The 22,731-nt window shown below is 65.6% G+C and carries 26 protein-coding genes; 1 reads left to right on the plus strand and 25 read right to left on the minus strand.

All coding sequences use genetic code 11. The annotated features are described in order from the left end of the window. From nuoN to JNL31_RS17915, 22 genes are all read right to left on the minus strand, one after another. Positions 1-1,321, minus strand: a 1,321-nt coding sequence (nuoN, locus tag JNL31_RS17810; protein WP_294976253.1) for an NADH-quinone oxidoreductase subunit NuoN, incomplete at its 3' end; no start/stop codon positions are given. Then, on the minus strand, positions 1,318-2,865 hold the full coding sequence (locus JNL31_RS17815) for an NADH-quinone oxidoreductase subunit M (protein ID WP_294976254.1): 1,548 nt from the start codon (positions 2,863-2,865) through the stop codon (positions 1,318-1,320). The genes nuoN and JNL31_RS17815, both read right to left, overlap by 4 nt. A 13-nt stretch (positions 2,866-2,878) precedes the next feature. Beyond that, positions 2,879-5,251, minus strand: a complete 2,373-nt coding sequence (gene nuoL, locus JNL31_RS17820) for an NADH-quinone oxidoreductase subunit L (protein ID WP_294976257.1) — start codon at positions 5,249-5,251, stop codon at positions 2,879-2,881. After that, positions 5,251-5,427, minus strand: coding sequence for a hypothetical protein (locus tag JNL31_RS17825; RefSeq protein WP_294976260.1), 177 nt, complete (start codon positions 5,425-5,427; stop codon positions 5,251-5,253). The genes nuoL and JNL31_RS17825 overlap by 1 nt, the downstream gene beginning before the upstream one ends. Positions 5,428-5,430: 3 nt before the next feature. Next, a complete protein-coding gene (nuoK, locus tag JNL31_RS17830) occupies positions 5,431-5,736 on the minus strand; it encodes an NADH-quinone oxidoreductase subunit NuoK (RefSeq protein ID WP_197642188.1) in 306 nt (101 codons plus the stop codon). A 109-nt stretch (positions 5,737-5,845) separates the two neighbouring features. Then, positions 5,846-6,454 carry an NADH-quinone oxidoreductase subunit J gene (locus JNL31_RS17835; protein ID WP_294976263.1) on the minus strand — a complete coding sequence of 203 codons (609 nt, stop codon included), beginning with the start codon at positions 6,452-6,454 and terminating at the stop codon, positions 5,846-5,848. Further along, positions 6,451-6,864, minus strand: a complete 414-nt coding sequence (locus JNL31_RS17840) for a carboxymuconolactone decarboxylase family protein (RefSeq protein WP_294976265.1) — start codon at positions 6,862-6,864, stop codon at positions 6,451-6,453. Before JNL31_RS17840 ends, JNL31_RS17835 begins: the two co-directional genes overlap by 4 nt. A 4-nt stretch (positions 6,865-6,868) precedes the next feature. Further along, positions 6,869-7,363, minus strand: coding sequence for an NADH-quinone oxidoreductase subunit NuoI (gene nuoI / locus JNL31_RS17845; RefSeq protein WP_294976268.1), 495 nt, complete (start codon positions 7,361-7,363; stop codon positions 6,869-6,871). A gap of 2 nt (positions 7,364-7,365) precedes the next feature. Next, the gene (nuoH, locus tag JNL31_RS17850; protein WP_294976271.1) at positions 7,366-8,403 is read right to left on the minus strand and encodes an NADH-quinone oxidoreductase subunit NuoH; all 1,038 of its coding nucleotides are present in this window, start codon (positions 8,401-8,403) and stop codon (positions 7,366-7,368) included. Positions 8,404-8,429: 26 nt separating this feature from the next. Continuing rightward, positions 8,430-8,837, minus strand: a complete 408-nt coding sequence (locus JNL31_RS17855; RefSeq protein WP_294976274.1) for a hypothetical protein — start codon at positions 8,835-8,837, stop codon at positions 8,430-8,432. Between the two features lies 1 nt (position 8,838). After that, a complete protein-coding gene (nuoG, locus tag JNL31_RS17860; protein WP_294976276.1) occupies positions 8,839-10,860 on the minus strand; it encodes an NADH-quinone oxidoreductase subunit NuoG in 2,022 nt (673 codons plus the stop codon). A gap of 193 nt (positions 10,861-11,053) precedes the next feature. Then, the gene (locus tag JNL31_RS17865) at positions 11,054-11,461 is read right to left on the minus strand and encodes a DUF5333 domain-containing protein (RefSeq protein ID WP_294976279.1); all 408 of its coding nucleotides are present in this window, start codon (positions 11,459-11,461) and stop codon (positions 11,054-11,056) included. A 107-nt stretch (positions 11,462-11,568) separates the two neighbouring features. Further along, complete coding sequence (locus JNL31_RS17870) at positions 11,569-11,808, minus strand: hypothetical protein (protein ID WP_294976282.1); 240 nt, start codon at positions 11,806-11,808, stop codon at positions 11,569-11,571. Positions 11,809-11,813: 5 nt separating this feature from the next. Then, the gene (nuoF, locus tag JNL31_RS17875; RefSeq protein WP_294976285.1) at positions 11,814-13,109 is read right to left on the minus strand and encodes an NADH-quinone oxidoreductase subunit NuoF; all 1,296 of its coding nucleotides are present in this window, start codon (positions 13,107-13,109) and stop codon (positions 11,814-11,816) included. Between the two features lie 10 nt (positions 13,110-13,119). Then, a complete protein-coding gene (locus tag JNL31_RS17880; RefSeq protein ID WP_294976289.1) occupies positions 13,120-13,347 on the minus strand; it encodes a DUF5337 domain-containing protein in 228 nt (75 codons plus the stop codon). A 5-nt stretch (positions 13,348-13,352) separates the two neighbouring features. Next, positions 13,353-14,285, minus strand: a complete 933-nt coding sequence (locus JNL31_RS17885) for a hypothetical protein (protein WP_294976291.1) — start codon at positions 14,283-14,285, stop codon at positions 13,353-13,355. A 52-nt stretch (positions 14,286-14,337) separates the two neighbouring features. After that, a complete protein-coding gene (locus JNL31_RS17890; protein ID WP_294976294.1) occupies positions 14,338-15,513 on the minus strand; it encodes an NADH-quinone oxidoreductase subunit E in 1,176 nt (391 codons plus the stop codon). Beyond that, positions 15,513-16,028, minus strand: coding sequence for a hypothetical protein (locus tag JNL31_RS17895; RefSeq protein ID WP_294976296.1), 516 nt, complete (start codon positions 16,026-16,028; stop codon positions 15,513-15,515). The genes JNL31_RS17890 and JNL31_RS17895 overlap by 1 nt, the downstream gene beginning before the upstream one ends. Further along, positions 16,025-17,269 (minus strand): NADH-quinone oxidoreductase subunit D, encoded by a 1,245-nt coding sequence (locus tag JNL31_RS17900; RefSeq protein WP_294976299.1) that lies wholly within the window; start codon positions 17,267-17,269, stop codon positions 16,025-16,027. The genes JNL31_RS17895 and JNL31_RS17900 overlap by 4 nt, the downstream gene beginning before the upstream one ends. Further along, on the minus strand, positions 17,266-17,871 hold the full coding sequence (locus JNL31_RS17905; RefSeq protein ID WP_294976302.1) for an NADH-quinone oxidoreductase subunit C: 606 nt from the start codon (positions 17,869-17,871) through the stop codon (positions 17,266-17,268). The genes JNL31_RS17900 and JNL31_RS17905 overlap by 4 nt, the downstream gene beginning before the upstream one ends. 4 nt (positions 17,872-17,875) lie before the next feature. After that, entirely contained in the window at positions 17,876-18,427 is a 552-nt protein-coding gene (locus JNL31_RS17910; RefSeq protein ID WP_294976740.1) for an NADH-quinone oxidoreductase subunit B family protein, read from the minus strand. A gap of 53 nt (positions 18,428-18,480) precedes the next feature. Continuing rightward, entirely contained in the window at positions 18,481-18,846 is a 366-nt protein-coding gene (locus JNL31_RS17915) for an NADH-quinone oxidoreductase subunit A (protein ID WP_294976305.1), read from the minus strand. A gap of 241 nt (positions 18,847-19,087) precedes the next feature. On the opposite strand from JNL31_RS17915, the gene JNL31_RS17920 reads away from it, so the two are divergent. Then, positions 19,088-19,495: a hypothetical protein gene (locus tag JNL31_RS17920; RefSeq protein ID WP_294976307.1), complete on the plus strand. Its 408-nt coding sequence runs from the start codon at positions 19,088-19,090 to the stop codon at positions 19,493-19,495. An 8-nt stretch (positions 19,496-19,503) separates the two neighbouring features. Here JNL31_RS17920 and JNL31_RS17925 read toward each other — a convergent pair whose 3' ends face one another. The 3 genes from JNL31_RS17925 to JNL31_RS17935 are packed head-to-tail and all read right to left on the minus strand — an operon-like array spanning position 19,504 to position 22,501. After that, positions 19,504-20,022 (minus strand): thermonuclease family protein, encoded by a 519-nt coding sequence (locus JNL31_RS17925; protein ID WP_294976310.1) that lies wholly within the window; start codon positions 20,020-20,022, stop codon positions 19,504-19,506. Continuing rightward, positions 20,022-21,254, minus strand: a complete 1,233-nt coding sequence (locus JNL31_RS17930) for an aminotransferase class I/II-fold pyridoxal phosphate-dependent enzyme (RefSeq protein ID WP_294976313.1) — start codon at positions 21,252-21,254, stop codon at positions 20,022-20,024. The genes JNL31_RS17925 and JNL31_RS17930 overlap by 1 nt, the downstream gene beginning before the upstream one ends. Further along, positions 21,251-22,501 carry a TCR/Tet family MFS transporter gene (locus tag JNL31_RS17935; RefSeq protein ID WP_294976316.1) on the minus strand — a complete coding sequence of 417 codons (1,251 nt, stop codon included), beginning with the start codon at positions 22,499-22,501 and terminating at the stop codon, positions 21,251-21,253. Before JNL31_RS17935 ends, JNL31_RS17930 begins: the two co-directional genes overlap by 4 nt. Positions 22,502-22,731: the final 230 nt, after the last annotated feature.

The raw sequence follows: 22,731 nt of genomic DNA on the forward strand, positions 1-22,731 counted from the left end.
CCATGCGGCTGTCGACCGGCTCCTGCTCGGCGCCGAAGTACATGAAATAGACGATGCGCAGGTAATAGAAGGCGCCGATGACCGAAGCCACCGCCCCGGCGACGGCAAGCCAGACCCAGCCCGCATCGACGGCAGCTTTCAGGACATAGAACTTCCCGAAGAAGCCGACCATCGGCGGCACGCCCGCCAGCGAGAACAGGAGGACCAGCATCGCCAGCGCCTTCAGCGGTTCCTTCTTCGCGAACTGGTTCAGCCCCGCAATGTCCGAAACCGGACGCCCGTCGCGTTCCATCGACAGGATGAAGGCGAAGGTGCCGACGTTCATGGTCACATAGATCGCCATGTAGATCAGCGTCGCCTGCACCCCATAGGCGGTGCCGACGCAAAGTCCAATCAGCGCATAGCCCATGTGGGCGATGGAGGAGTAAGCCATCAGCCGCTTGATGTCGCGCTGGCCGATTGCAGCAACCGCGCCAAGGAACATCGAGGCGACCGCCAACCCCGCGAGCACCTGGCCCCATTGGCCCGGGATGCCACCGAACGCATCCTGCACCAGCCGCGCGATCAGCCCCATCGCGGCAACCTTCGGGGCCGTGGCGAAGAAGGCGGTGACGGGGGTGGGCGAGCCTTCGTAGACGTCGGGCGTCCACATGTGGAACGGCACGGCCGAGACCTTGAACGCCAGCCCCGCCAGCATGAACACCAGCCCGAACAGCAGCCCCAGCGGCACGCCATCGTTGAGCGTGGTCAGGATGCCCGCGAACTGCGTCGTCCCGGCATAGCCGTAGACCAGCGAGGCACCGTAGAGCAGCAGGCCCGAGGACAGCGCACCGAGGACAAAATACTTCAGGCCCGCTTCCGAGGATTTGGCGCTGTCGCGCCGCATCGAGGCGACCACGTAGAGCGACAGCGATTGCAGCTCCAGCCCCATGTAGAGCGTGATCAGGTCGGCGGCCGAGACCATGACCATCATGCCGACCACCGCCAGCGTGATCAGGATCGGGTATTCGAAGCGCAGAAGCTCGCGCCGCGTCATGTAGTCCTGGCTCATCACCAGCACGGCAGCGGCGGACAGAAGGATCGTCACCTTGGCGAAGCGCGCGAACGGGTCGTCGGTGAAAAGGCCCGAGAACACCGTCCGCTCCCCCGCGCCCCCAAGGCCGATGTACAGCGCCAGCGCCACGAACAGCCCCGCCGTCGCCCAGACGAGCGTCGCTGCCAGCTTGTCCTTGCCGGTGTAGACTGCGCCGATCAGCGCCAGCATCGCATAGACCGCCAGCACGATCTCGGGGAGGAGGGTCTGGAAATCGGCGGAGGTCATTCCGTGGTTCCTTCGTTCAGGGCCAGGCCGTCCGCCGGTTGGGCGGCATGGTAGTCGGTGACAAGGGCCGAGACGGAGGGCCCGACGATGTCGGTGACAAGGCTCGGGTAGATGCCCAGGATCAGCGTCATGGCGATGAGCGGCGCGAAGATTGCCTTCTCGCGGCGGTCCATGTCGGTGATCGACTTCAGCGCTTCCTTGATCAGGTCGCCGAACACGACCCGGCGGTACAGCCACAAAGCATAGGCCGCCGAGAGGATCACGCCCGAGGTCGCCACGGCGGCAACCCAGGTGTTGACCTGGAAGATGCCCATCAGCGTCAGGAATTCGCCGACGAATCCGCTGGTGCCGGGCAGGCCGACGTTGGCCATGGTGAAGAACATGAACACCAGCGCATAGGCAGGCATCCGGTTCACCAGGCCGCCATAGGCGTCGATGTCCCGCGTGTGCATCCGGTCGTAGATCACGCCGACGGCAAGGAAGAGCGCGCCGGAGATGAAGCCGTGGCTCAGCATCTGGAAGATCGCGCCGTCAACGCCCTGCTGGTTCGCCGCGAAGATCCCCATGGTCACGTAACCCATGTGCGCGACCGACGAATAGGCGATCAGCTTCTTCATGTCGGTCTGCGCCAGCGCCACAAGCGAGGTGTAGACGATGGCGATGGCCGACATCCACAGGACCAAGGGCCCCATGACCTCGGACCCGACCGGGAACATTGGCAGCGAAAAGCGCAGGAAGCCGTAGCCGCCCATCTTCAGAAGCACCGCCGCCAGGATCACCGACCCCGCCGTCGGCGCCTGGACGTGGGCGTCCGGCAGCCAGGTGTGCACCGGCCACATCGGCATCTTCACCGCGAAGCTGGCGAAGAAGGCCAGGAACAGCATGGTCTGCAAGCCGCCGACGACCTGGAAGCCCAGAAGGCTGAACGTCTCATGCCCGAAGTCATGCGCGAGGAGCTTGACCATGTCGGTGGTGCCCGCATCCAGATACATCGCGATCATCGCGACCAGCATCAGGACCGAGCCGAGGAAGGTATAAAGGAAGAACTTGAACGCCGCGTAGATCCGGTCCTTGCCGCCCCAGATGCCGATGATCAGGAACATCGGGATCAGGCCCGCCTCGAAGAACAGGTAGAAGAGCACGAGGTCCAGCGCGCAGAACACGCCCAGCATCAGGCTTTCCAGCACCAGGAAGGCGATCATGTATTCCTTGACACGGCTTTCCACCGCCCAGCAGGACCAGATGGTCAGGGGCATGAGGAACGTCGTCAGCATCACGAACAGGATCGAGATTCCGTCGACGCCCATCTTGTAGCTGAGGCCGAGGATCCAGCTGCGTTCCTCGACGAACTGGAAACCGGTGTTCGACGGATCGAAGCGGAACAGCACGAAGAGCGAGATGACGAAGGTCGCCGAGGTGGTGAAAAGGGCAAGCCATTTCGCCCCCTTGCGCGCCGCCGCGTCGTCGCCCCGCATGAACAAGGCAAGGATCGCCGCCGCAACCAGCGGCAGGAAGGTGATGATCGAGAGAAGCTGGTTTTCCATGTCTACGCGCCCCTTACTTCGCGCCGCCGAACAGCGTCATCCAGGTGACCAGGGCCACGATCCCCAGCACCATCGCGAAGGCGTAGTGGAACAGGTAGCCGGACTGCGCGCGGCCTGCGAGGCGGGTGAAGAAGGGGATGATCCCCATCGCCACCCCGTTCAAGGTGCCGTCGATGACGTCGCCGTCGCCCTTCTTCCACAGGAAGTTGCCCAGCCACTTCGCGGGGCGGACGAAGATCACGTCATACAGCTCATCGAAGTACCACTTGTTCAAAAGGAACAGGTAGAGCGGACGCTGCTGCGTGGCCAGGCGGCGCGGCAGGCTCGGGTCCTTGATGTAGAAGAGCCAGGCGAGGCCAAGCCCGATCAGCATGGCGACGAAGGGCGAGACCTTGACCCAGTCCGGCACCTCATGCGCCGCGTTGATCGCGGTCGTCGGCGGGTGTTCGGCGTGGGCCGCCTTCTCGGCGTCAAGGCGGGTGTCGACCAGGGCCTGCTCTTCCGGGCTGAACGGCAGCATCAGAAGGGCGCCTTTCGGCGCGGCGGCGACTTCGGCCTCGAAGTCCTTGGACAGCTCGACATCGGCTTCCGCCTCGGTCGCGACAGCCTCGGTCCCAGTTGCCGCCGGGGCCGCGTCGGTTCCTTCGGTCGCAACCGCCGTGCCTTCCGCCGGGGCCGCTTCGGTCGCGGCAGGTTCGGTGGGTGCGGCTTCCGTGGCCACCGTCGTGCCCTCGGCAGGGGCGGCCTCGGTCCCGTGCTCGGCAGCGGCGGTTTCGCCGTGCGCCTCGGCGTGGGCGGCGGCTTCCATGCCGAACCAGTCGCGGACGGCGGCTTCCTCGCCGAAGAACACCTTGTACCAGAGCATCCCCGAGAAGACCGCCCCCAGCGCCAGAACTCCCAGCGGGATCAGCATGGTCAGCGGGCTTTCGTGCGGCTCATGGGCGTGGTCGTCATGGCCGTGGGTGTCATGCACCGCACCGTGGTGGTCGTCGTGGCCATGACCATGCCCGTTCCCGTTTGCCCGGCTGGTCCCGAAGAAGGTCAGGAACATCAGGCGCCAGGAGTAGAAGCTGGTCATGCAGGCCGCCGCGACCAGGAGCCAGAAGGCATAGGACGACCCGACCCAGGCGGATTCGATGACCGCGTCCTTCGACAGGAAGCCTGCAAAGCCCCAATGCGTCAGCGGGATGCCGACCCCGGTGATCGCCAGCGTACCGATCATCATCGCCCAGAACGTGTAGGGGATCTTCTTCCGCAGGCCGCCGTAGTTGCGCATGTCCTGTTCATGGTGCGTCGCGGTGATGACCGACCCAGCCCCAAGGAACAGCATCGCCTTGAAGAAGGCATGGGTGAAGAGGTGGAACATGGCGACGGAATAGACCCCCACCCCGGCGGCGACGAACATGTAGCCCAGTTGCGAGCAGGTGGAATAGGCGATCACGCGCTTGATGTCGTTCTGCACCAGGCCGACCGTGGCCGCGAAGAACGCGGTCGTCGCACCAAGGACAGTGATGAACGCCGTCGCCTGCGGGGCATATTCATAGAGCGGCGACATCCGGCAGACCAGGAACACCCCCGCCGTCACCATCGTCGCGGCGTGGATCAGCGCCGAGACCGGCGTCGGGCCCTCCATCGCGTCGGGCAGCCAGGTGTGCAGGATCAGCTGCGCCGATTTCCCCATCGCGCCGATGAAGAGAAGCACGCCCACCAGGTTGGCGGCGTTCCAGTCGGCCCAGAGGAAGGACAGGTTGGTCTCGGCAAGCGTCGGGGCAGCGGCGAAGACGTCGTCGAATTTGATCGAATCCGTCAGGTAGTAAAGCGCGAAGATGCCAAGCGCGAAACCGAAGTCGCCGACCCGGTTGACCACGAAAGCCTTGATCGCGGCGGCGTTGGCCGAGGGCTTGCGGTAGTAGAAGCCGATCAAGAGGTATGAGGCGACACCCACCCCCTCCCAGCCGAAGAACATCTGCGCCAGGTTGTCGGACGTCACCAGCGCCAGCATGGCGAAGGTGAAGAACGACAGGTAGGCGAAGAAGCGCGCCTTGTAGTGCTCGCCCTCGTGCCAGTTCTCGTCATGCGCCATGTAGCCGAAGCTGTAGAGGTGGACGAGCGCCGAGACCGTGTTCACCACCACCAGCATGATCGCCGTCAGCCGGTCCAGCCGGATCGCCCATTCCGTATGCAGCGTCCCGGACACGATCCAGTCGAGGATCGGAACATGCTGCGTCTCGCCGTCGAAGGTCAGGAAGATGTACCAGCTCAGCGCCGCGCCAAGGAACACGAGCGAGGTGGTGATCACCTGCCCGGCCTTCTCGCCGATCAGCCGCCAGCCGAAGCCGCAGATCAGGGCCCCGATCAGCGGAGCGAAGAGGATGATCGTTGCCATTACTCGGTCCTGCCTTGCGTAGCGCCGCAGCGGGTGCTGCCGCAGCGGGTCGATTGGAATTCTTCTGCCATCGCCACGCCGGAGGTCCGGCAGGCCTGGCATTCAAGGTCGAGCGTCCGGCCCTTCACGGCCACGACGCGCATCCCGAACAGGTTCACGTCCCCGACGGCGGCCATGGATCAGCCCTTCATCACGTTCACGTCTTCCACCTCGATGGTGCCGCGGTTGCGGAAGAAGACGACGAGGATGGCAAGGCCGATGGCGGCCTCGGCGGCGGCGACGGTCAGGACGAACATGGTGAAGACCTGGCCCACCAGATCGCCCGAGTATGAGGAGAAGGCGACGAGGTTGATGTTGACCGCCAGCAGCATCAGTTCGATCGACATCAGGATGACGATCACATTCTTCCGGTTGAGGAAGATCCCGAAGATCCCGATGACGAACAGCGCCGCAGCCACCGTCAGGTAATGTTCAAGTCCGATCATCGTTCAGTCCCTCGTGGCCGGTTCGGCCGTTTCGTTCCGTCGCGCCCCGGACTTGATCCGGGGCCTCTATTCCCACCCGAGGCCCCGGATCAAGTCCGGGGCGGGGTCATCACAGCCCCTGCCCCGGCTTGACGTCCTTCAGCTCCATCGCCTTCGCCGGGTCGCGCCACATCTGGGCCAGCACGTTCTGCCGCTTGATGTCCTTCCGATGCCGCAGGGTCAGCAGGATCGCCCCGATCATCGCGACCAGCAGGATCAGGCCCGCCAGCTGGAACAGCAGGAAATAGCGGTCGTAAAGCAGCATCCCCAGCGCGCGGGTATTCTCGATCTCGGTCGGGGCCACCGCCTGCCGCAGCCCTTCCGCCCCGTCGGCCACCTGCCAGACCCCCACACCGATGGCGACCTGCATCAACAGAACCACGCCGATCAGCAGGCCCAGCGGCATCGCGCGGGCCATCTCGCCCTTCAGCGCGGCGAAGTCGATGTCGAGCATCATCACCACGAACAGGAACAGCACCGCCACCGCGCCGACGTAGACGATGACCAGCAGCATCGCCACGAACTCCGCGCCCAGAAGCACGAAGAGGCCGGAGGTGGAGAGGAAGGCGAGGATCAGCCACAGCACCGAATGCACCGGGTTGCGCGAGAGCGTGACCATCAGGCCCGCCGCCACCGTGATCACCGCGAACATGTAGAAGGCAAAGCTGAAGACGGTCATGCGTCTTTCTCCTCAGGCGTTTCGGCGAAGACGGACTGGGCCACTTCCAGCGCCTTCTGCATGGCGGGCACCCCGCCGAACATCGACATCTGCCAGATCACTTCCGCGACCTCGCGCTTGGTGGCCCCGGCGGCCAGCCCGTTCTTGATCGTCATCCGCAGCTGCGGCTCGCCCACCGGCCCCAGCACCGTCAAGGCCGCGATGGTGACGAGGAACCTCGTCCGCGCGTCCAGCCCTTCCGGATTGAAGGTCTTGCCGAACCACATCTCCAAGAGTTCCTTCGGCATCGCCGGGAAGAACTTTTCCAGGGACTTCGGATCGAAATTTTCCATGCCCGGCATGAAGGCAGAGGCCATCTTCTGGCCCTGCTCCATCCAGGCGGAAAACATCTTGGCGAAGTCTTCGGTCATGGGTTCACCGATAGGGTGCGTCGATTTCAAGGTTGCGGGCGATCTCGGCCTCCCAGCGGGCGCCGTTCTCCAGGAGTTTCTCCTTGGTGTAGAACAGCTCTTCCCGGGTCTCGGTCGAGAATTCGAAGTTCGGGCCTTCGACGATGGCATCGACCGGGCAGGCCTCCTGGCAGAAGCCGCAGTAGATGCACTTGGTCATGTCGATGTCATAGCGCGTGGTGCGCCTTGACCCGTCTTCCCGAGGCTCCGCGTCGATGGTGATCGCCTGCGCCGGGCAGACCGCCTCGCAAAGCTTGCAGGCGATGCAGCGTTCCTCGCCGTTCGGATAGCGGCGCAGGGCATGCTCGCCGCGGAAGCGGGGGGAAAGCGGCCCCTTCTCATGCGGGTAGTTCAGCGTCGATTTCGGCGCGAAGAAGTATTTCATCCCCAGGCCGAAGCCCTTGATGAAGTCCATCAGCAGGAAATACTTCGTGGCGCGGGTCCAGTCGATGTTGGACATCATCAGCCTCCAATCGCCCAGCGGGCCCAGAAGCCGCCCAGCACTTCGAATTTCGCGAGGAACGCCACGATCACCACCCAGCCCAGCGACAGGGGCAGGAAGACCTTCCAGCCAATCCGCATCAGCTGGTCGTAGCGGTAGCGGGGGACGATGGCCTTCACCATGGCGAACATGAAGAAGAAGAGCCACATCTTGGCGACCATCCACCACCAGCCATCCGGCAGGAACGGCAGGGGCGAGAGCCAGCCGCCGAAGAACAGGAGCGAAATCAGCGCGCACATCAGGAAGATGGCGATGTATTCGCCGGCCATGAAGAGGAGGTAGGGCGTCGAGGAATATTCCACCATGAACCCGGCCACGAGTTCGGATTCGGCTTCCGGAAGGTCGAAGGGCGGACGGTTGGTTTCGGCCAGTGCCGAGACGAAGAACAAGACCACCATCGGCAGGTGCGGCAGCCAGTACCAGTTGAAAAGGCCCCAGTCGCCCTCCTGCGCCTGCACGATGGAGGAAAAGCTCATGCCGCCGGTGGAGATGATCACCCCGATGATGATCAGGCCCAGCGACACCTCGTAAGAGATCATCTGCGCGGCGGACCGCAAGGACCCGAGGAAGGCGTATTTCGAGTTCGAGGCCCAGCCGCCCATGATCACGCCGTAGACCTCAAGCGAGGACACGGCGAAGACGAAGAGGATCGCCACGTTGATGTTGGCCAGCACCCAGCCGTTGTCGAACGGAATCACCGCCCAGGCGAGGATCGCCAGGACAAAGGACAGCATGGGGGCAAGGAAGAACACCGGGCGGTCCACTCCCGCCGGGACGACGATTTCCTTGACCACATATTTCAGCGCATCCGCCACTGACTGCAGGAGCCCAAACGGCCCCACCACGTTCGGCCCGCGCCGCATCTGCACGGCGGCCCAGATCTTCCGGTCGCCGTAGACGAGGAACAAGAGGCTGATCATCACGAAGGCCACGATCAGAAGCGACTGCGCCGCGATCAGCACCGCCGTTCCGAACCCCGTGGAAAAGAACCCGTCCATGTCAGCCCCTCTTCAAACCGCCCGTTTCAGGACGTTGGTATTCCAAGCTCTTCGCACTCGGTCGCCACCACTTCGGCGTCGATGGTGCGAAGACCTTCCGGCAGGCTGGCCGAGATGAGGTAGACCGCATCCCCGTACCAAGTCCGCCCTTCCTTCCTCACGATGGTCCGCACTTGCCGCGCGAAGCCAAACCCTTGATCCAGCGCATATTGCGCGGCAGCGCAGCGGCCATAGGCCTCGACATCCGTCCGGTCCTTCGCCCCCGTCATCGCGACGCTGAAGCTGACCATCCCGGTGTCGAGCAGGATGGTCGAGACCCCCTGATAGACCGCCGTCTCACCGCGCTCCTCTGGCACCTCTCCGGCGGGCGCGCAAGCCCCCAGCGCCGCTGTCGCGGTGCCAAGGGTGGCGAGCAGGGAGAGGCGTTGTGTCATCTTACTCCGCCGCAATCGGGGCCGCCGCACGAGCCTTTGCCATGGCGGAAAGCTCGGCCATGACAGTCGAGGCGCGCGCAATCGGGTTGGTCAGGTAGAAGTCCTTGATCGCGTTGCGGAAGGTGGCCTTGGCCGGAAGCTTCGCCTCCAGCGGAGCCCAGGCATTCTCCGGCACCTCGTCGATGCGGCCCAGATGCGGGTGCGCCTTGACGATGGCCGACCGCAGCGCTGCCAGCGAATCCCACGGCAGTTGCGCCCCGACTTCCGCCGACAGCGCCCGCAGGATCGCCCAGTTTTCCTTCGCCTCACCCGGGGCAAACCCGGCGCGGAAGGCAAGCTGCGGCCGCCCCTCGGTGTTGACGAACAGCCCGTTCTCTTCGGTATAGGCCGCGCCCGGCAGGATGATGTCGGCCCGGTTCGCGCCCCGGTCGCCGTGGCTGCCCTGGTAGATCACGAACGGCGCATCCGCCCCGTCGCGGCTGATCTCGACCTCGTCCGCGCCCAGGTTGTAGATCACCTGCGCGCCGTCGGTGGCCTTCGGCAGCCCGCCCTCGGTCACGGCGCCCACATCCATCGCGCCGACCCGGCCGGCCGCGGTGTGCAGCACCATGAACTTCGCGCCTGCGCCTTGCGCATAGGCCATCGCCTGGCTCAGCACCGCCTCGCCATCGGCTTCGTTGATCGCACCCTGGCCGATGATGACCAGCGTGTTTTCCTTGGCCGTCACCCGGCCCACCAGTTCCACCAGCGCGGCGCGGTCGGTGCCCATGTGCTTGTAGTCATAGGTCAGGTCGACCTTTTCGCCGAAGAGCCCGATCATCGCGCCATTGGTCCAGGCCTTGCGGATGCGGGCGTTCAGGACCGGAGCCTCAACCCGCGGGTTGGTCCCGATCAGCAGGATCACCTTCGCCGTGTCGATGTCCTCGATCCGCGCCGTGCCGACATAGGCCGAGCGGTTGCCGACGGGAAGCTTCGCCCCGTCGGTGCGGCACTCGACATGGCCGCCCAGCGATTCAACCAGCGTTTTCAAACTGTAAGCGGCCTCGACCGGGGCCAGATCGCCGACCAGACCGGCAACCTTCTTGCCCTTCATCGCGGCGGCGGCCTTCTCCAGCGCCTCGCCCCACGAGGCTTTCCGCAGCTTGCCATTTTCGCGGACATAGGGCGTGTCGAGCCGCTGACGCCGCAACCCGTCCCAGACGAAGCGGGTCTTGTCCGAAATCCACTCCTCGTTCACGCCGTCATGGTTGCGCGGCAGGAAGCGCATGACTTCGCGGCCCTTGGTGTCGATGCGAATGTTCGACCCCAAGGCATCCATCACGTCGATCGACTCGGTCTTGGTCAGTTCCCAGGGCCGCGCCGTAAAGGCATAGGGCTTCGAGGTCAGCGCCCCCACCGGACACAGGTCGATGATGTTGCCTTGCAGGTTGGAATCCAGCGTCATGTTGAGATAGCTGGTGATCTCGCTGTCTTCCCCGCGCCCCGTCTGCCCCATCTGGGTGATCCCGGCGACCTCGGTCGTGAAGCGCACACAGCGGGTGCAGGAGATGCAGCGCGTCATCTTCGTCTCGACCAAGGGGCCGAGGTTCAGGTCTTCCGACGCCCGCTTCGGTTCCCGATACCGCGAGAAGTCCACGCCATAGGCCATCGCCTGATCCTGAAGATCACACTCGCCGCCCTGGTCGCAGATCGGGCAGTCGAGCGGGTGGTTGATCAGGAGGAACTCCATCACCCCTTCCCGCGCCTTCTTCACCATCGGCGAGGTGGTCTTGACCACCGGCGCCTCGCCGTTCGGGCCGGGCCGCAGGTCGCGCACCTGCATCGCGCAGCTTGCCGCGGGTTTCGGCGGGCCACCGACCACCTCGACCAGACACATCCGGCAGTTGCCGGCGATCGACAGCCGTTCATGGTAGCAGAAACGCGGGATCTCCACGCCGGCCGCTTCCGCCGCCTGGATGATGGTCATCGCGCCATCGACCTCGACCTCGATCCCGTCGATGCTGATTTTCTTGAGGTTGGTCATGGCCTTGCTCCGCCGTCCCTTGCGCGCCGCCGTGGGTCCGCCACGCCTGCGCTTCCGTTGTGTGTTTCCAGCCGATCCGATACCCCGTCCGGGGTGGGACCGTGACCCGCCCGCCCTGCCCCGCGCCGGTCGTCGGTGGGGACCGACAGGCGCCCCACGTTCAACTCGGCGAGATGCATGCCGGGCGGGTGGATCATTTCGTCGACCTCAAGAGCGAGCCGATCAGGCTGTCCTTGGCGATCTCTTCCTCGCCGATCGTGCAATAGGCCGCCTCGTTGCCCGGTTCGGCGCCCTTGGCCTTCAGCCATTCGGCAGCCTCGGCCTTGAACTTCTTCTTCTCTTCCTTCGAGGTGACGAATTCCCGCACGACGCCCGCCTCGTAGCCCTGCTTCAGGGCATAGTCCCGCAGGTTGTTCAACTCGCCCAGGGCGCGCAGCTTGCGGGCCTCCATCGTCGGGCAATTGTCGGCGATGGCGTCGCCGATGAAGCCCTGCAACAGCTTGTCGCGGATCACCGGCTCTTCGTTGATCGGCACCAGCGCCAGCGCGGGCGTGGCGGTGACGGCAAGGGTCAGGGCAATGGTCTTGATGGTGCGAAGCATGTTGGCCTCCTTGGCTGCTCGTGCCGTGGAGATGGGGCCAAACCCCCTTGCTATGCCATGACAAAGCCGCGTTATCAGCGGTTTGTGACCGGGGATGACGGCATTCGTCATGCGCAACCCTCCGGGTAGACCCATGCGCCGGTCGCCCGGTCGAAACGGTCATAGATCGAGACGTTGACCTTGCCCCCGCAAGCCGCATCCGCCGCCTTGCGAGCCAGAGCGCCTTCCCACATCTGGAACGGCTGGCCGTTGTTGGTGACGCGCACAGGCTCACGCACGGCAGGAGCGGACGGAGCCGTTCCCACGCAGGCCGCCTGAGCGAGCGTCACAGAAAGGGCCAGCGCCATCCGCATCACTCCGCCGCCATGGCGCCCATGCGCCCGGTGCGCTTGGCCTTGATCCGGTCCTCGATCTCGTCGCGGAAGGCGCGGATCAGGCCCTGGATCGGCCAGGCCGCCGCATCGCCGAGCGCGCAGATCGTGTGGCCCTCGACCTGCTTCGTCACAGACAGCAGCATGTCGATCTCCTCGACCTCCGCCTCGCCCCGGACCAGCCGGTCCATGACCCGCATCATCCAGCCGGTGCCCTCGCGGCAGGGGGTGCACTGGCCGCAGGACTCGTGCTTGTAGAACTTCGACAGCCGCCAGATCGCCTTGATCACGTCGGTCGACTTGTCCATCACGATCACCGCCGCCGTGCCAAGGCCCGAGCGCTGCTCGCGCAGCCAGTCGAAGTCCATGATCGCGTCGTCGCATTGCGCCTGGGTGAGGAGCGGTACGGACGACCCGCCGGGGATCACCGCCTTGATGTTCTTCCAGCCGCCCCGCACCCCGCCGCAATGGCGGTCCAAGAGCTCTTTCAGCGGGATCGACATCGCCTCTTCCACGACGCAGGGCTGCATGACATGGCCCGAGATGCCGAAAAGCTTGGTCCCGGTGTTGTTCGGGCGTCCGAACGAGGCGAACCAGTCCGCCCCCCGGCGCAGGATCGTCGGCACCACCGCAATCGATTCCACGTTGTTCACCGTGGTCGGGCAACCATACAAGCCGGAGCCCGCCGGGAACGGCGGCTTCATACGGGGCATCCCCTTCTTGCCCTCAAGGCTTTCCAGGAGTGCTGTCTCCTCGCCGCAGATATAGGCCCCTGCCCCGTGGTGCAGGTAGAGGTCGAAGTCCCAGCCCGACTTGGCGGCGTTCTTGCCCAGAAGCCCGGCGTCGTAGCATTCGTCGATCGCGGCCTGCAGCGCCTCGCGCTCGCGGATGTATTCGCCCCGGATGTAGATGTAGCAGGTGTTCGCCCCCATCGCGAAGCTGGCGATCAGCGCCCCCTCGATCAGCGTGTGGGGGTCGTGCCGCATGATCTCGCGGTCCTTGCAGGTGCCCGGCTCCGACTCGTCGGCGTTGATCACCAGATAGGACGGGCGGCCATCCGACTGTTTCGGCATGAACGACCACTTGAGACCGGTCGGAAAGCCCGCGCCGCCCCGCCCGCGCAAACCGCTCGCCTTGACCTGCTCGATGATCGTGTCGCGCCCGCGCTTGATGATGTCGGCGGTGCCGTTCCATTGCCCACGCTTCATCGCGCCCTTCAGGCTGCGGTCATGCATCCCGTAGAGGTTGGTGAAAATGCGGTCCTGATCCTTGAGCATCTCGGTCTTCCTAACCCCGGCGTCCGCGCCAGATCTGATACGTCACCAGCATGGCCCAGACGAAGGCCGCGATGGCAGCAAGGTCGAAGAGGAACACGAAGCGCGTCTCCAACCCCAATTGTCCGCCCAGCCACTGGGCCCCCATCCACAGGACCATCGTCGCCGCCAGCACGACAGCCACCCGCCGCACTTGCCGGGCGCGTTCAAGGTCGTTCTGGTCGGGACGGCTCTGCACCATGGGCCTCAGTAGTCGTTGGTCTTGGCACGTTCGCGGAACGCCTCAAGCCCGTCGGTCACGATGATCCTTGCCTGCTCCACCCATTTGTCGCGGGTGATGCGGCCCTTGAAGGTCTTCAACTCGGCGTCGACCAGCGCGACATCGGCCTCGCTCCAGGCGGCGATCTGGTCGAAATGGAAGAAGCCCAGCCCGTTGACCGTCTTCTCCAGTGCCGGGCCGATGCCCTCGATCTCCTTCAGGTCGTCCGCGCGGCCCTTGCGCGGCGCCTTCAGCCGGACGAGGCCCGCAGGCTTCGCCGCCTTTTCAGCCTTGGGCTTCGCGGCCTTCGGCTTCGGCTCCGCCTTGGGCTTCGGCTCCGCCTTCGCCGCCACCGCGGCCTTCTCGGCCTTCGGCTTGGCTCCGGCCTTCGGCTTGGCCTCTGCCTTCGGCTTTGCTGCCGCCCTGGCCTGGGGTTTCGCCGCCTTCATCTCGACGACCGGCGCCATCACCGCGGCAGCTGGAACGGACTCCGCCACCGCGGGCGCGGGTTTCGGCTCCGGCACCGGCTGCGGCGGCAGGATCGGTGCAGGCTCGACCCGTGCCAGCGGCGTCACGACCGAGGACGGGCGTTGCGGCTTCACCGGCTCGGGGCGCACCGGAACCGCAACCGCGCCCGAGGCGCCTTCCGTCCCGCCGACCCGCATCCCGGTATCGGCCGAGGCCGGCACGATCCGGCGCACCCGGCTCGCCTCGGACTCGTCCTCATAGCGGGTCACGGCGGCGGCAACCCGATGCAGCAGCAACAGCACGATCAGCGCGACGGCCAGGGCAAAGACCAGGGAGGGGAACAGATGATAGTGCATCAGCCAACGCAGGACGGCAAACATCACAACACCGGCGAGGCCCACCAGAACCCAGCCGCCCGTACCGATTGTCGTGTCATATTCGTCTCTGCGCATACCGCGTTACTCCCCGTTTACCACCAGCCTATGCCGTTCCGCCCTCTGTTCCCTAAGCCTTCGCTGCCGCTTCCGCCTCGGCGACCGTGCCGCCTGCCGCCAGGATCTTCGCCTGCACCACCCATTTGTCGCGGGTCACGCGGCCCTTGAAACCCTCCAGGTTCTCGTCGACCCAGGCGATTTCCGCCGGGGTCCAGTCCGCGATCTGGTCGAAATGGAAGAAGCCCAGGCTGTTGCACAGGATTTCCAGCTTCGGCCCGATGCCGAGGATCAGCTTCAGATCGTCCGCCTTGCCTTTCCGGGCCGCCTTCAGCGCCTTGGGCTTCTTGCCCGCACCCGCCGGGGCCTTCGCCTCCGGCGTGGCCAGCGGCGTCGCGTTCGGCGCATTGCCATCCGTCTTCGGCTTGCCCTTCGAGGACGCCTTCGCCTCCTGCACCGTGGCGCCCGTCGCATCCGCCGGCACCCCGGCGCCGGGCTTCGGCTCGACCGGCTTGCCCCGCGCGGGCCTGACCGGCGCCGCCACACCCAGCCAGGGGGTCGTCAGCGGCACTTCCGTCCCGTCGATCCGCTTGACCGTGTCCTTGATGTCCACCGCCAGCTGCGCGGACGCATTGTACTGCTTCCGGCCCGATTCAAATTCCTTCAGGCTGGTCAGCCCCCCGATCGGCTCCGCCGCATAGCGCCCGTTCTGCGGCCCCGGCACCGGCACCTCGCCCTTGGCAAAGCGCCCGATCAGCTCGCGCAGCTTGGCACCCGTCAGGTCCTCGTAATAGTCCTTGCCGATCTGCGCCATGGGAGCGTTCGCGCAGGCCCCCATGCACTCGACCTCTTCCCAGCTGAACTTGCCGTCCGCGCTGAGGGTATGCGGGGCGGAGGCGATCAGCTCCTTGGCCACCGCCACCAGATCCTCGGCCCCGCAGATCATGCAGCTGGTCGTGCCGCAGATCTGGATATGCGCGACCGACCCCACCGGCTGCAACTGGAACATGAAGTAGAAGGTCGCCACTTCCAGCGCCCGGATATAGGCCATCCCCAGCATGTCCGCGACATGCTCGATGGCGGGCCGCGAAAGCCAGCCCTCCTGCTCCTGCGCGCGCCACAGAAGCGGGATGATGGCACTGGCCTGACGACCCGCCGGATACTTGGAAATCTGGCCCTTGGCCCAGGCTTCATTCGCCGGGGTGAAGGCGAAAGAGGCGGGCTGGTCTTTGTAGAGGCGGCGAAGCATTACTTGCAGTTCCCGGATTTGAGCGTCATCTCGATCTGTCCAAGTTCAAGCTGGCCATCGGCGGCCATGGCTTCCATCATCGGATTGGCGTTCTCGGGCGTGAAGCCCGCGGCTTCCAGCACCGGTCCGGCTTCGTCATAGGACAGCTTGCAGTCGTGCGCTTCCATCAAGGCCACGAACGCCGCCTGATCCGGACCACCCGACGGGACTGGCTCTGGCGCTGCGTCGGGTGCCTCGGCGGCGCTGTCGGCCACGCAATTTGGCGTCTTCAGTTGCATCCCGTCTTCGACGAAACTGATCTCGCCACTCTCGACCATCTTCGCGATGATGGCATTTGCCACATCGGAATCCAGCTTGCTTTCCTCAAGGATCGCCGGGTCGTTGTAGTCGACAACCAGACAGCCCCGGCTTTCAAGAGCCGCGACAAGCGCTGCGACATCGGCATCGCTCGGAACGACTTCCGCCATCGCCGCCGGGGCCCAGACACCAGCCGCAAGTGCCAGCGCCATCCTCATCTGTCGATCTCCCCGAACACCACGTCCATCGTGCCGATGATGGCGGACACGTCCGCCAGTTGGTGGCCCTTGCAGATGTAGTCCATCGACTGCAAATGCAGGTAGCCCGGCGCCCGGATCTTCGCCCGGTAGGGCTTGTTGGTGCCGTCGGCCACCAGATAGACCCCGAACTCGCCCTTCGGCGCCTCGACGGCGGCATAGACCTCACCGGCGGGAACGTGGAAGCCCTCGGTGTAAAGCTTGAAGTGGTGGATCAGCGCCTCCATCGAGGTCTTCATCTCCGCCCGCTTTGGCGGCGACAGCTTGCCGCGCGCCAGCACGTCGCCCTGCCCCTCCGGCGCCTTCAGCTTGGCCACGGCCTGCCGGATGATGCTGGTCGATTCCCGCATCTCGGCCATCCGGCAGAGATAGCGGTCATAGCAGTCGCCGTTCTTGCCGACCGGGATCTTGAACTCGAACTCGTCGTAGCATTCATAGGGCTGCGCGCGGCGCAGGTCCCAGGCCAGGCCCGACCCGCGCACCATCACGCCGGAATAGCCCCAGTCCTGGATGTCCTTCTCGCTGACGACGCCGATGTCGGCATTGCGCTGCTTGAAGATGCGGTTTTCCGTCAGAAGCCCGTCGATATCGTCCAGCACCTTCGGGAAGGCCGCAGCCCAGGCATCGATGTCGTCGATCAGGCTTGGCGTCAGGTCCTGATGCACGCCACCGGGGCGGAAATAGGCCGCGTGCAGCCGCGCCCCGCTGGCGCGCTCATAGAAGACCATCAGCTTCTCGCGTTCCTCGAAGCCCCAGAGCGGAGGCGTCAGCGCACCCACGTCCATGGCTTGAGTGGTCACGTTCAGAAGATGGTTCAGCACCCGCCCGATCTCGCTGAACAGCACGCGGATCAGGCTGGCACGACGCGGCACCACCGTCCCGGTCAGCCGTTCGATCGCCAGGCACCAGGCATGTTCCTGGTTCATCGGCGCGACATAGTCGAGGCGGTCGAAATAGGGCAGGTTCTGGAGGTAGGTCCGGCTCTCCATCAGCTTCTCGGTGCCGCGATGCAGCAGGCCGATATGCGGATCGCAGCGTTCGACGATCTCGCCGTCCAGCTCCAGCACCAGCCGCAAGACGCCATGCGCCGCCGGGTGCTGCGGCCCGAAGTTGATGTTGAAGTTGCGGATGCGCTGTTCGCCGGTCTCGAAATCCTTCGAGCCGTCGTCATAGGTGTTCACGCGGATGTCGCCGTCCATCATTTTGCACCCGCCTTCTGATCACCCGGAAGGATGTATTCCGCACCCTCCCAGGGAGACATGAAATCGAACTGCCGGTATTCCTGCACCAGCTTGACCGGCTCGTAGACCACGCGCTTCAGCGCCTCGTCATAGCGGACCTCGGTATAGCCCGTGGTCGGAAAGTCCTTGCGCAGCGGATAACCGCGGAAACCGTAGTCGGTCAGGATGCGCCGCAGGTCGGGGTGGCCGCTGAACAGGATGCCGAACATGTCGAACACTTCGCGTTCAAACCAGTTGGCGCTGGGATGGATGGCGATCAGCGACGGCACCATCTCGTCCTCGCGCACCGCAACCTTCACGCGGATGCGCTGGTTCCGGTACATCGACAGGAAGTGGTAGACCAGGTCGAACCGCTGGGCGCGCTCGGGGTGGTCCACGGCGGTAATGTCGACCAGGGTCGAGAACCGGCACGAGGCATCGTCGCGCAAGGATTCGATCAGGGCCTCCAGATGGGCAAGGTTCGCGACCAGCGTCAGCTCGCCAAATGCGACGGTCGACGAAACGACTGCGTCCGCCTGCTTCAGCGCGATGATCCCGGCCAGTTCCTGCAAAGCTTCGGACATGGGATTACCTCACCAAAGTGCCGGTGCGGCGGATTTTCCGCTGCAACTGGAGAATGCCGTAGAGCAGCGCCTCGGCCGTGGGCGGGCAGCCGGGAACGTAGATGTCGACCGGAACGATCCGGTCACAGCCCCGCACCACCGAATAGCTGTAGTGATAGTAGCCGCCGCCATTGGCGCAGGAGCCCATGGAGATCACATAGCGCGGCTCGGGCATCTGGTCGTAGACCTTGCGCAGCGCCGGGGCCATCTTGTTGGTCAGCGTGCCCGCGACGATCATCAGGTCCGACTGCCGGGGCGAGGCGCGCGGCGCCGTCCCGAAGCGTTCCAGGTCATAGCGCGGCATGCTGGTGTGCATCATCTCGACCGCGCAGCAGGCCAGCCCGAAGGTCATCCAGTGCAAGGACCCGATGCGGGCCCAGTTGATGATGTCTTCCGTGGAGGTGAGGATGAACCCCTTGTCTGACAGTTCGCGGTTCAGCGCCTGGACCGCAACCTCATGGTCCGCGCCTGCCGTGTTCAGCCCGGTCTGAAACCCCGGCGGCTGGCCACCCGGCATCCCGATGGTCTCGATCCCGCCAGACGTGCCGTCGATCGGCGTCTTTCCCGAGGTCACTCCCATTCCAGAGCCCCCTTCTTCCATTCATAGGCAAAGCCGACCGTCAGGACGGCCAGGAACAGCATCATCGACCAGAAGGCCGGCATCGAGATGTCGCCGAAGGCCACCGCCCAGGGGAACAGGAACGCCACTTCCAGGTCGAAGATGATGAAAAGGATCGACACCAGGTAGAAGCGAACGTCGAACTTCATCCGCGCGTCGTCGAAGGCGTTGAAGCCGCATTCATAGGCCGACACCTTTTCTGGGTCGGGGTTCCTGACGGCCAGCACCGCGGCGGCCAGGATCAGGACCAGGCCAAGACCCACGGCAATGGCCAGAAGGATGAGGATGGGAAGATATTCTCTGAGAAGCAGGTCCACGAAGGGCTCCCTGGTGCTGGCGGCGCGCGTGCAGGCGGGCGTCACCGCCCGGTTGCCTTCCGGCTTTACTCTGCGGCCTTTCCGGGGTCAACCGAAGGCGGGGCAAAATCAGGGCTTTGCGCGCGCTGAAATTCCTGAAAACAAAGTGTTTCACTCAGGAAATCGCAGGGCCGGTTCCCCTTACCTTGACCCTCCGCCACAACCGGCCTTTCCTGCCCGCAAGCCACGAAAGGATCGCCCCATGCGCCTCGCCCTGCCGCTCACCCTCGCCCTCGCCACCGCGGCCACCGCCCAAACCTGCGAGATCGACATCGCTGCCGTCGAGGCCCGCATCGCCGAGCTGGAACCCTCCTACGGCCTTGTCCTTTCCGACATCGGCTGCGACGCGCCCACCAACCCGGCCCATATCCTGATGTGCAACGCCACCGGCACCCGGCATGAGGACCTCTGGCGGATGGGCCGCCTCGACGACCTCGCCTGGGTCTACGCCCTAGAAAACGCCACCGGCCAGGAGGTCGACCAGACCAACCCGCCCCGCGACGACGACTTCCTCGCCAGCCGAGACGCCTGTACCGACGCCGCCTGTCTCTGCGATGCGCTGATCCGTCACACCAACGCCAGCCTCGGCGGCACCTCGCCCTATCCGTAAGTGACGGCTCAGCTGCACCACGTTCCCCGCAGCCCCCCGCCATAGGCCCGCCCGTATCCGCCCCGGATCATCAGTCGGGCCACGTCCACCCCGTCGATCTCCAGCTGCACCAGGGCCCGGCCATACTGGTCCGTCCCCTGATGGGTCAGCTGCATCAGGTCCGCCCCCTGGATCAGCGCCCGCAGGTGCCAGGACGCCCGCTCCGCCGCCAGGAACTCCGACAGGCACTTCGGCGCGTATTTCTCCGGCGTGTCGAAGCCCAGCAGCCGCGCGCTCTGCATCCCGTCCTCCGGGCAGATCAGCGAGACGGTGTCCCCGTCCACCACCCGGATGACCCGGCACTCGCCCTGGTCGCTGGCCACCGTCTTCATCGCCGCGTTCACCAGGTCGGCAATCGTCGGCACCAGCACCAGCCCGGCCACGGCCAGCCCGATCACAGCCTTCAGATAGAAGCGCGGATCGACCAGCCGCCGCACCAGCCGGGTGACAAGGCCCGCCGGTCGCGCCGGGCGGAACAGCCAGCCCATCAGTCCGCCGAGACAGCGGCAACCGGCTCCAGCGCCGTGGCCGCCGCCGCGATGCGAACCTCCTCGCCGATGATCCGGGCGATCTGCGCCACATCCTCGGGGACAAAGGTCAGCGGCAGCCGCATGTCGATCAGCCCCGCCAGCACCCGGTCGGTCTGGGGCAACACTTCGGGCGCGGCATACTGCCAATGCGCATAGCGGCTGGTGAACCCCTGCGGGTCCGCCGCGCCAAACCACTTCAACTCCACCCCCCGCGCCGCCGCCCCTGCGATGAAACGGGCCACCCGCGCAGGCTCCCACCCCGGCAGCAGGAACTGGAAGGACGAGCCGACATAATCCTCATGCTGCGGCCGCGGGATGAGCCTCACCCCCGGCACACCAGCCAACCCCCGCTCCATCCCCTGGTAGAGCCGCCGCCACCGCGCCCGGCGGTCATCCAGCATCGCGATCTGCGGCCGCAGGATCGCCGCCCGCAGGTTGTCCATCCGGCTGGACACGTTCGGCACCTCCAGCTTCAAGGCCTCGAACACCTCCGGCCCCGGAGCCGCCCGGTGGCGCGCGTACAGCATGTAGGACCCCGACAGAAGCACCGCCCGCGCCGCCAGCTCGGCGTCATCCGTCACCAGAAGCCCGCCCTCGCCCGAGTTCATGTGCTTGTAGGTCTGCGTCGAATAGCAGCCGATCGCCCCGTGCCGCCCCGAGGCAACACCCTTCCACCGCCCCCCCATCGTATGTGCGCAATCCTCGATCACCCGCAGCCCCAGACGGTCACAGAGGGCCATCAGCGCCTCCATGTCCCCGACATGGCCCCGCATGTGCGACAGAAGCAGCACTCTTGCCCCCGACGCCAGCGCCTGCGCCTCCAGATGGGCCAGGTCGATGGTCAGGTCCTCCGTCACCTCGACGAAGACCGGCCGTGCCCCGAGGGACGCAATCGCCCCCGGCACTGGCGCCAGCGTGAAGGCATTCGACAGCACCGGATCGCCCGGCTTCACCTGAAGCGCGCGCAAGGCGCAGGCCATCGCCGCCCCGCCCGAGGCCAGCGCGAGGCAGTATCTCGCCCCGACATAACCCGCGAATTCCTCTTCCAGAAGCGCCGTCTCGGCCACTTCCCCGGCAACCGTGTTGTAGCGGTGCAACCGCCCGTGCCGCAGCACCGCAAGCGCCGCGTCGATCCCCGCCTCCGGGATCGGCTCCTGCTGCGTGAAACTGCCCGAAAATCGCTCGCTCATGCCTTCTCGTGCCTCTTCAGCGCCAGGAACAGGCCGATCGTCACCAGAAGGAATCCCGCGGCAACCCAGAACGCCACGTCGGTCGACCGCCAGGCGCGGTCCTCGGCCCAGAAATGCCCGAAGATGAAGGCGAAGAACACCGTCCCGAACAGCATCGCCACGTTCGTTACCGCCGAAATCCCGCCCTGCAATTCGCCCTGCGCATCCTCGGGCACCCGCTTGGTCAGGATCGCCGTCAGCAAGGGATGCACGAACCCCTCCGGCCCGTGCAGCAGCATCAGCGCGAAAACACCCACCACCGACCAGACGAAGCCATAGCCCAGCACCACCAGCATCGAGCAGACCAGCCCGATCAGCGCCAGCCGCCATTCGCCGAACCGTTCCGTCGCCGGCCCGGTCAGGAAGCCCTGGAAGGCCCCCGCCACCAGCCCGAAGACCGCCAGCGTCACACCCACCATCGCCTCGGACCAGCCGAACTTGGCAATGCCCCAGAAGGTCCAGATCGCCGGATAGACCGAGGTCGCGAAGAAATAGAGCCCCAGCACCAGCACCATCGGCAACACACCGCGATAGGTAGCAAAGACCCGGAAGGCCCCGAAGGGATTGGCGCGTGCCAGCTCGAACCGCCGCCGGTTGCCGGGGGCCAGCGACTCGGGCAGCACGAACCAGCCGTAGGCGAAGTTGACCAGCGAAATCCCCGCCGCCACCCAGAACGGGACGCGCGGCCCCAGCTCGCCCAGCAGGCCGCCGATGGCCGGGCCGATGACGAAGCCGACGCCAAAGGCCGCCCCCATGTAGCCGAAGGCGCGGGCCCGGTCGTCCGGCGCGGTCACGTCGGCGATATAGGCCGATGCGATGATCCAGCTCGCCCCGCAGACCCCGGCGATGATCCGCCCGGCGAACAGCCATCCCAGTGTCGGCGCCAGCGCCATCAGGATGAAATCCATCCCCAACCCAAAGATTGCCAGCAGCAGAAGCGGCCTGCGGCCATAGCGGTCGGACAGGTTGCCCATCAGCGGTGCAAAGAAGAACTGCGCCAGGCTGAAGGCCGCGAACATCCAGCCGCCGATGATCGCCGCCCGGTCGATGGTCACATGGCCCACGCCCTCGATCAGCTTCGGCAGCACCGGCATGATCAGCCCGAAGCCCACCATGTCCAGGAACACGGTGATCAGCACGAACGTCACCGCATGGCGGCTGACCGGCGGCGAGGGGGCGTCGGCTGTGGTATCGGCGATCTGGCTCATGGCGGCGACCCTATGGGCGGGGTCGGCAAGTGTCAAACCTGTGGCGACCCCGCCGATACCCTCGCAGGGCCGATGACCCTGACGTACTTCGCACCAGTCGCACCGCACCAGGTATCTCCGCCCGGATCGTCGCGCACCCCGAAACTCCTGACCGCCGGGGTCGAGGCGACCCGCGCTCGCCGCCTTCGTCTGGCTCACCCTAGCGCTCCACACCCTCTGGCGGAAAGGAC

The organism is Tabrizicola sp. (assembly GCF_016792905.1).
Taxonomy (GTDB): domain Bacteria; phylum Pseudomonadota; class Alphaproteobacteria; order Rhodobacterales; family Rhodobacteraceae; genus Tabrizicola.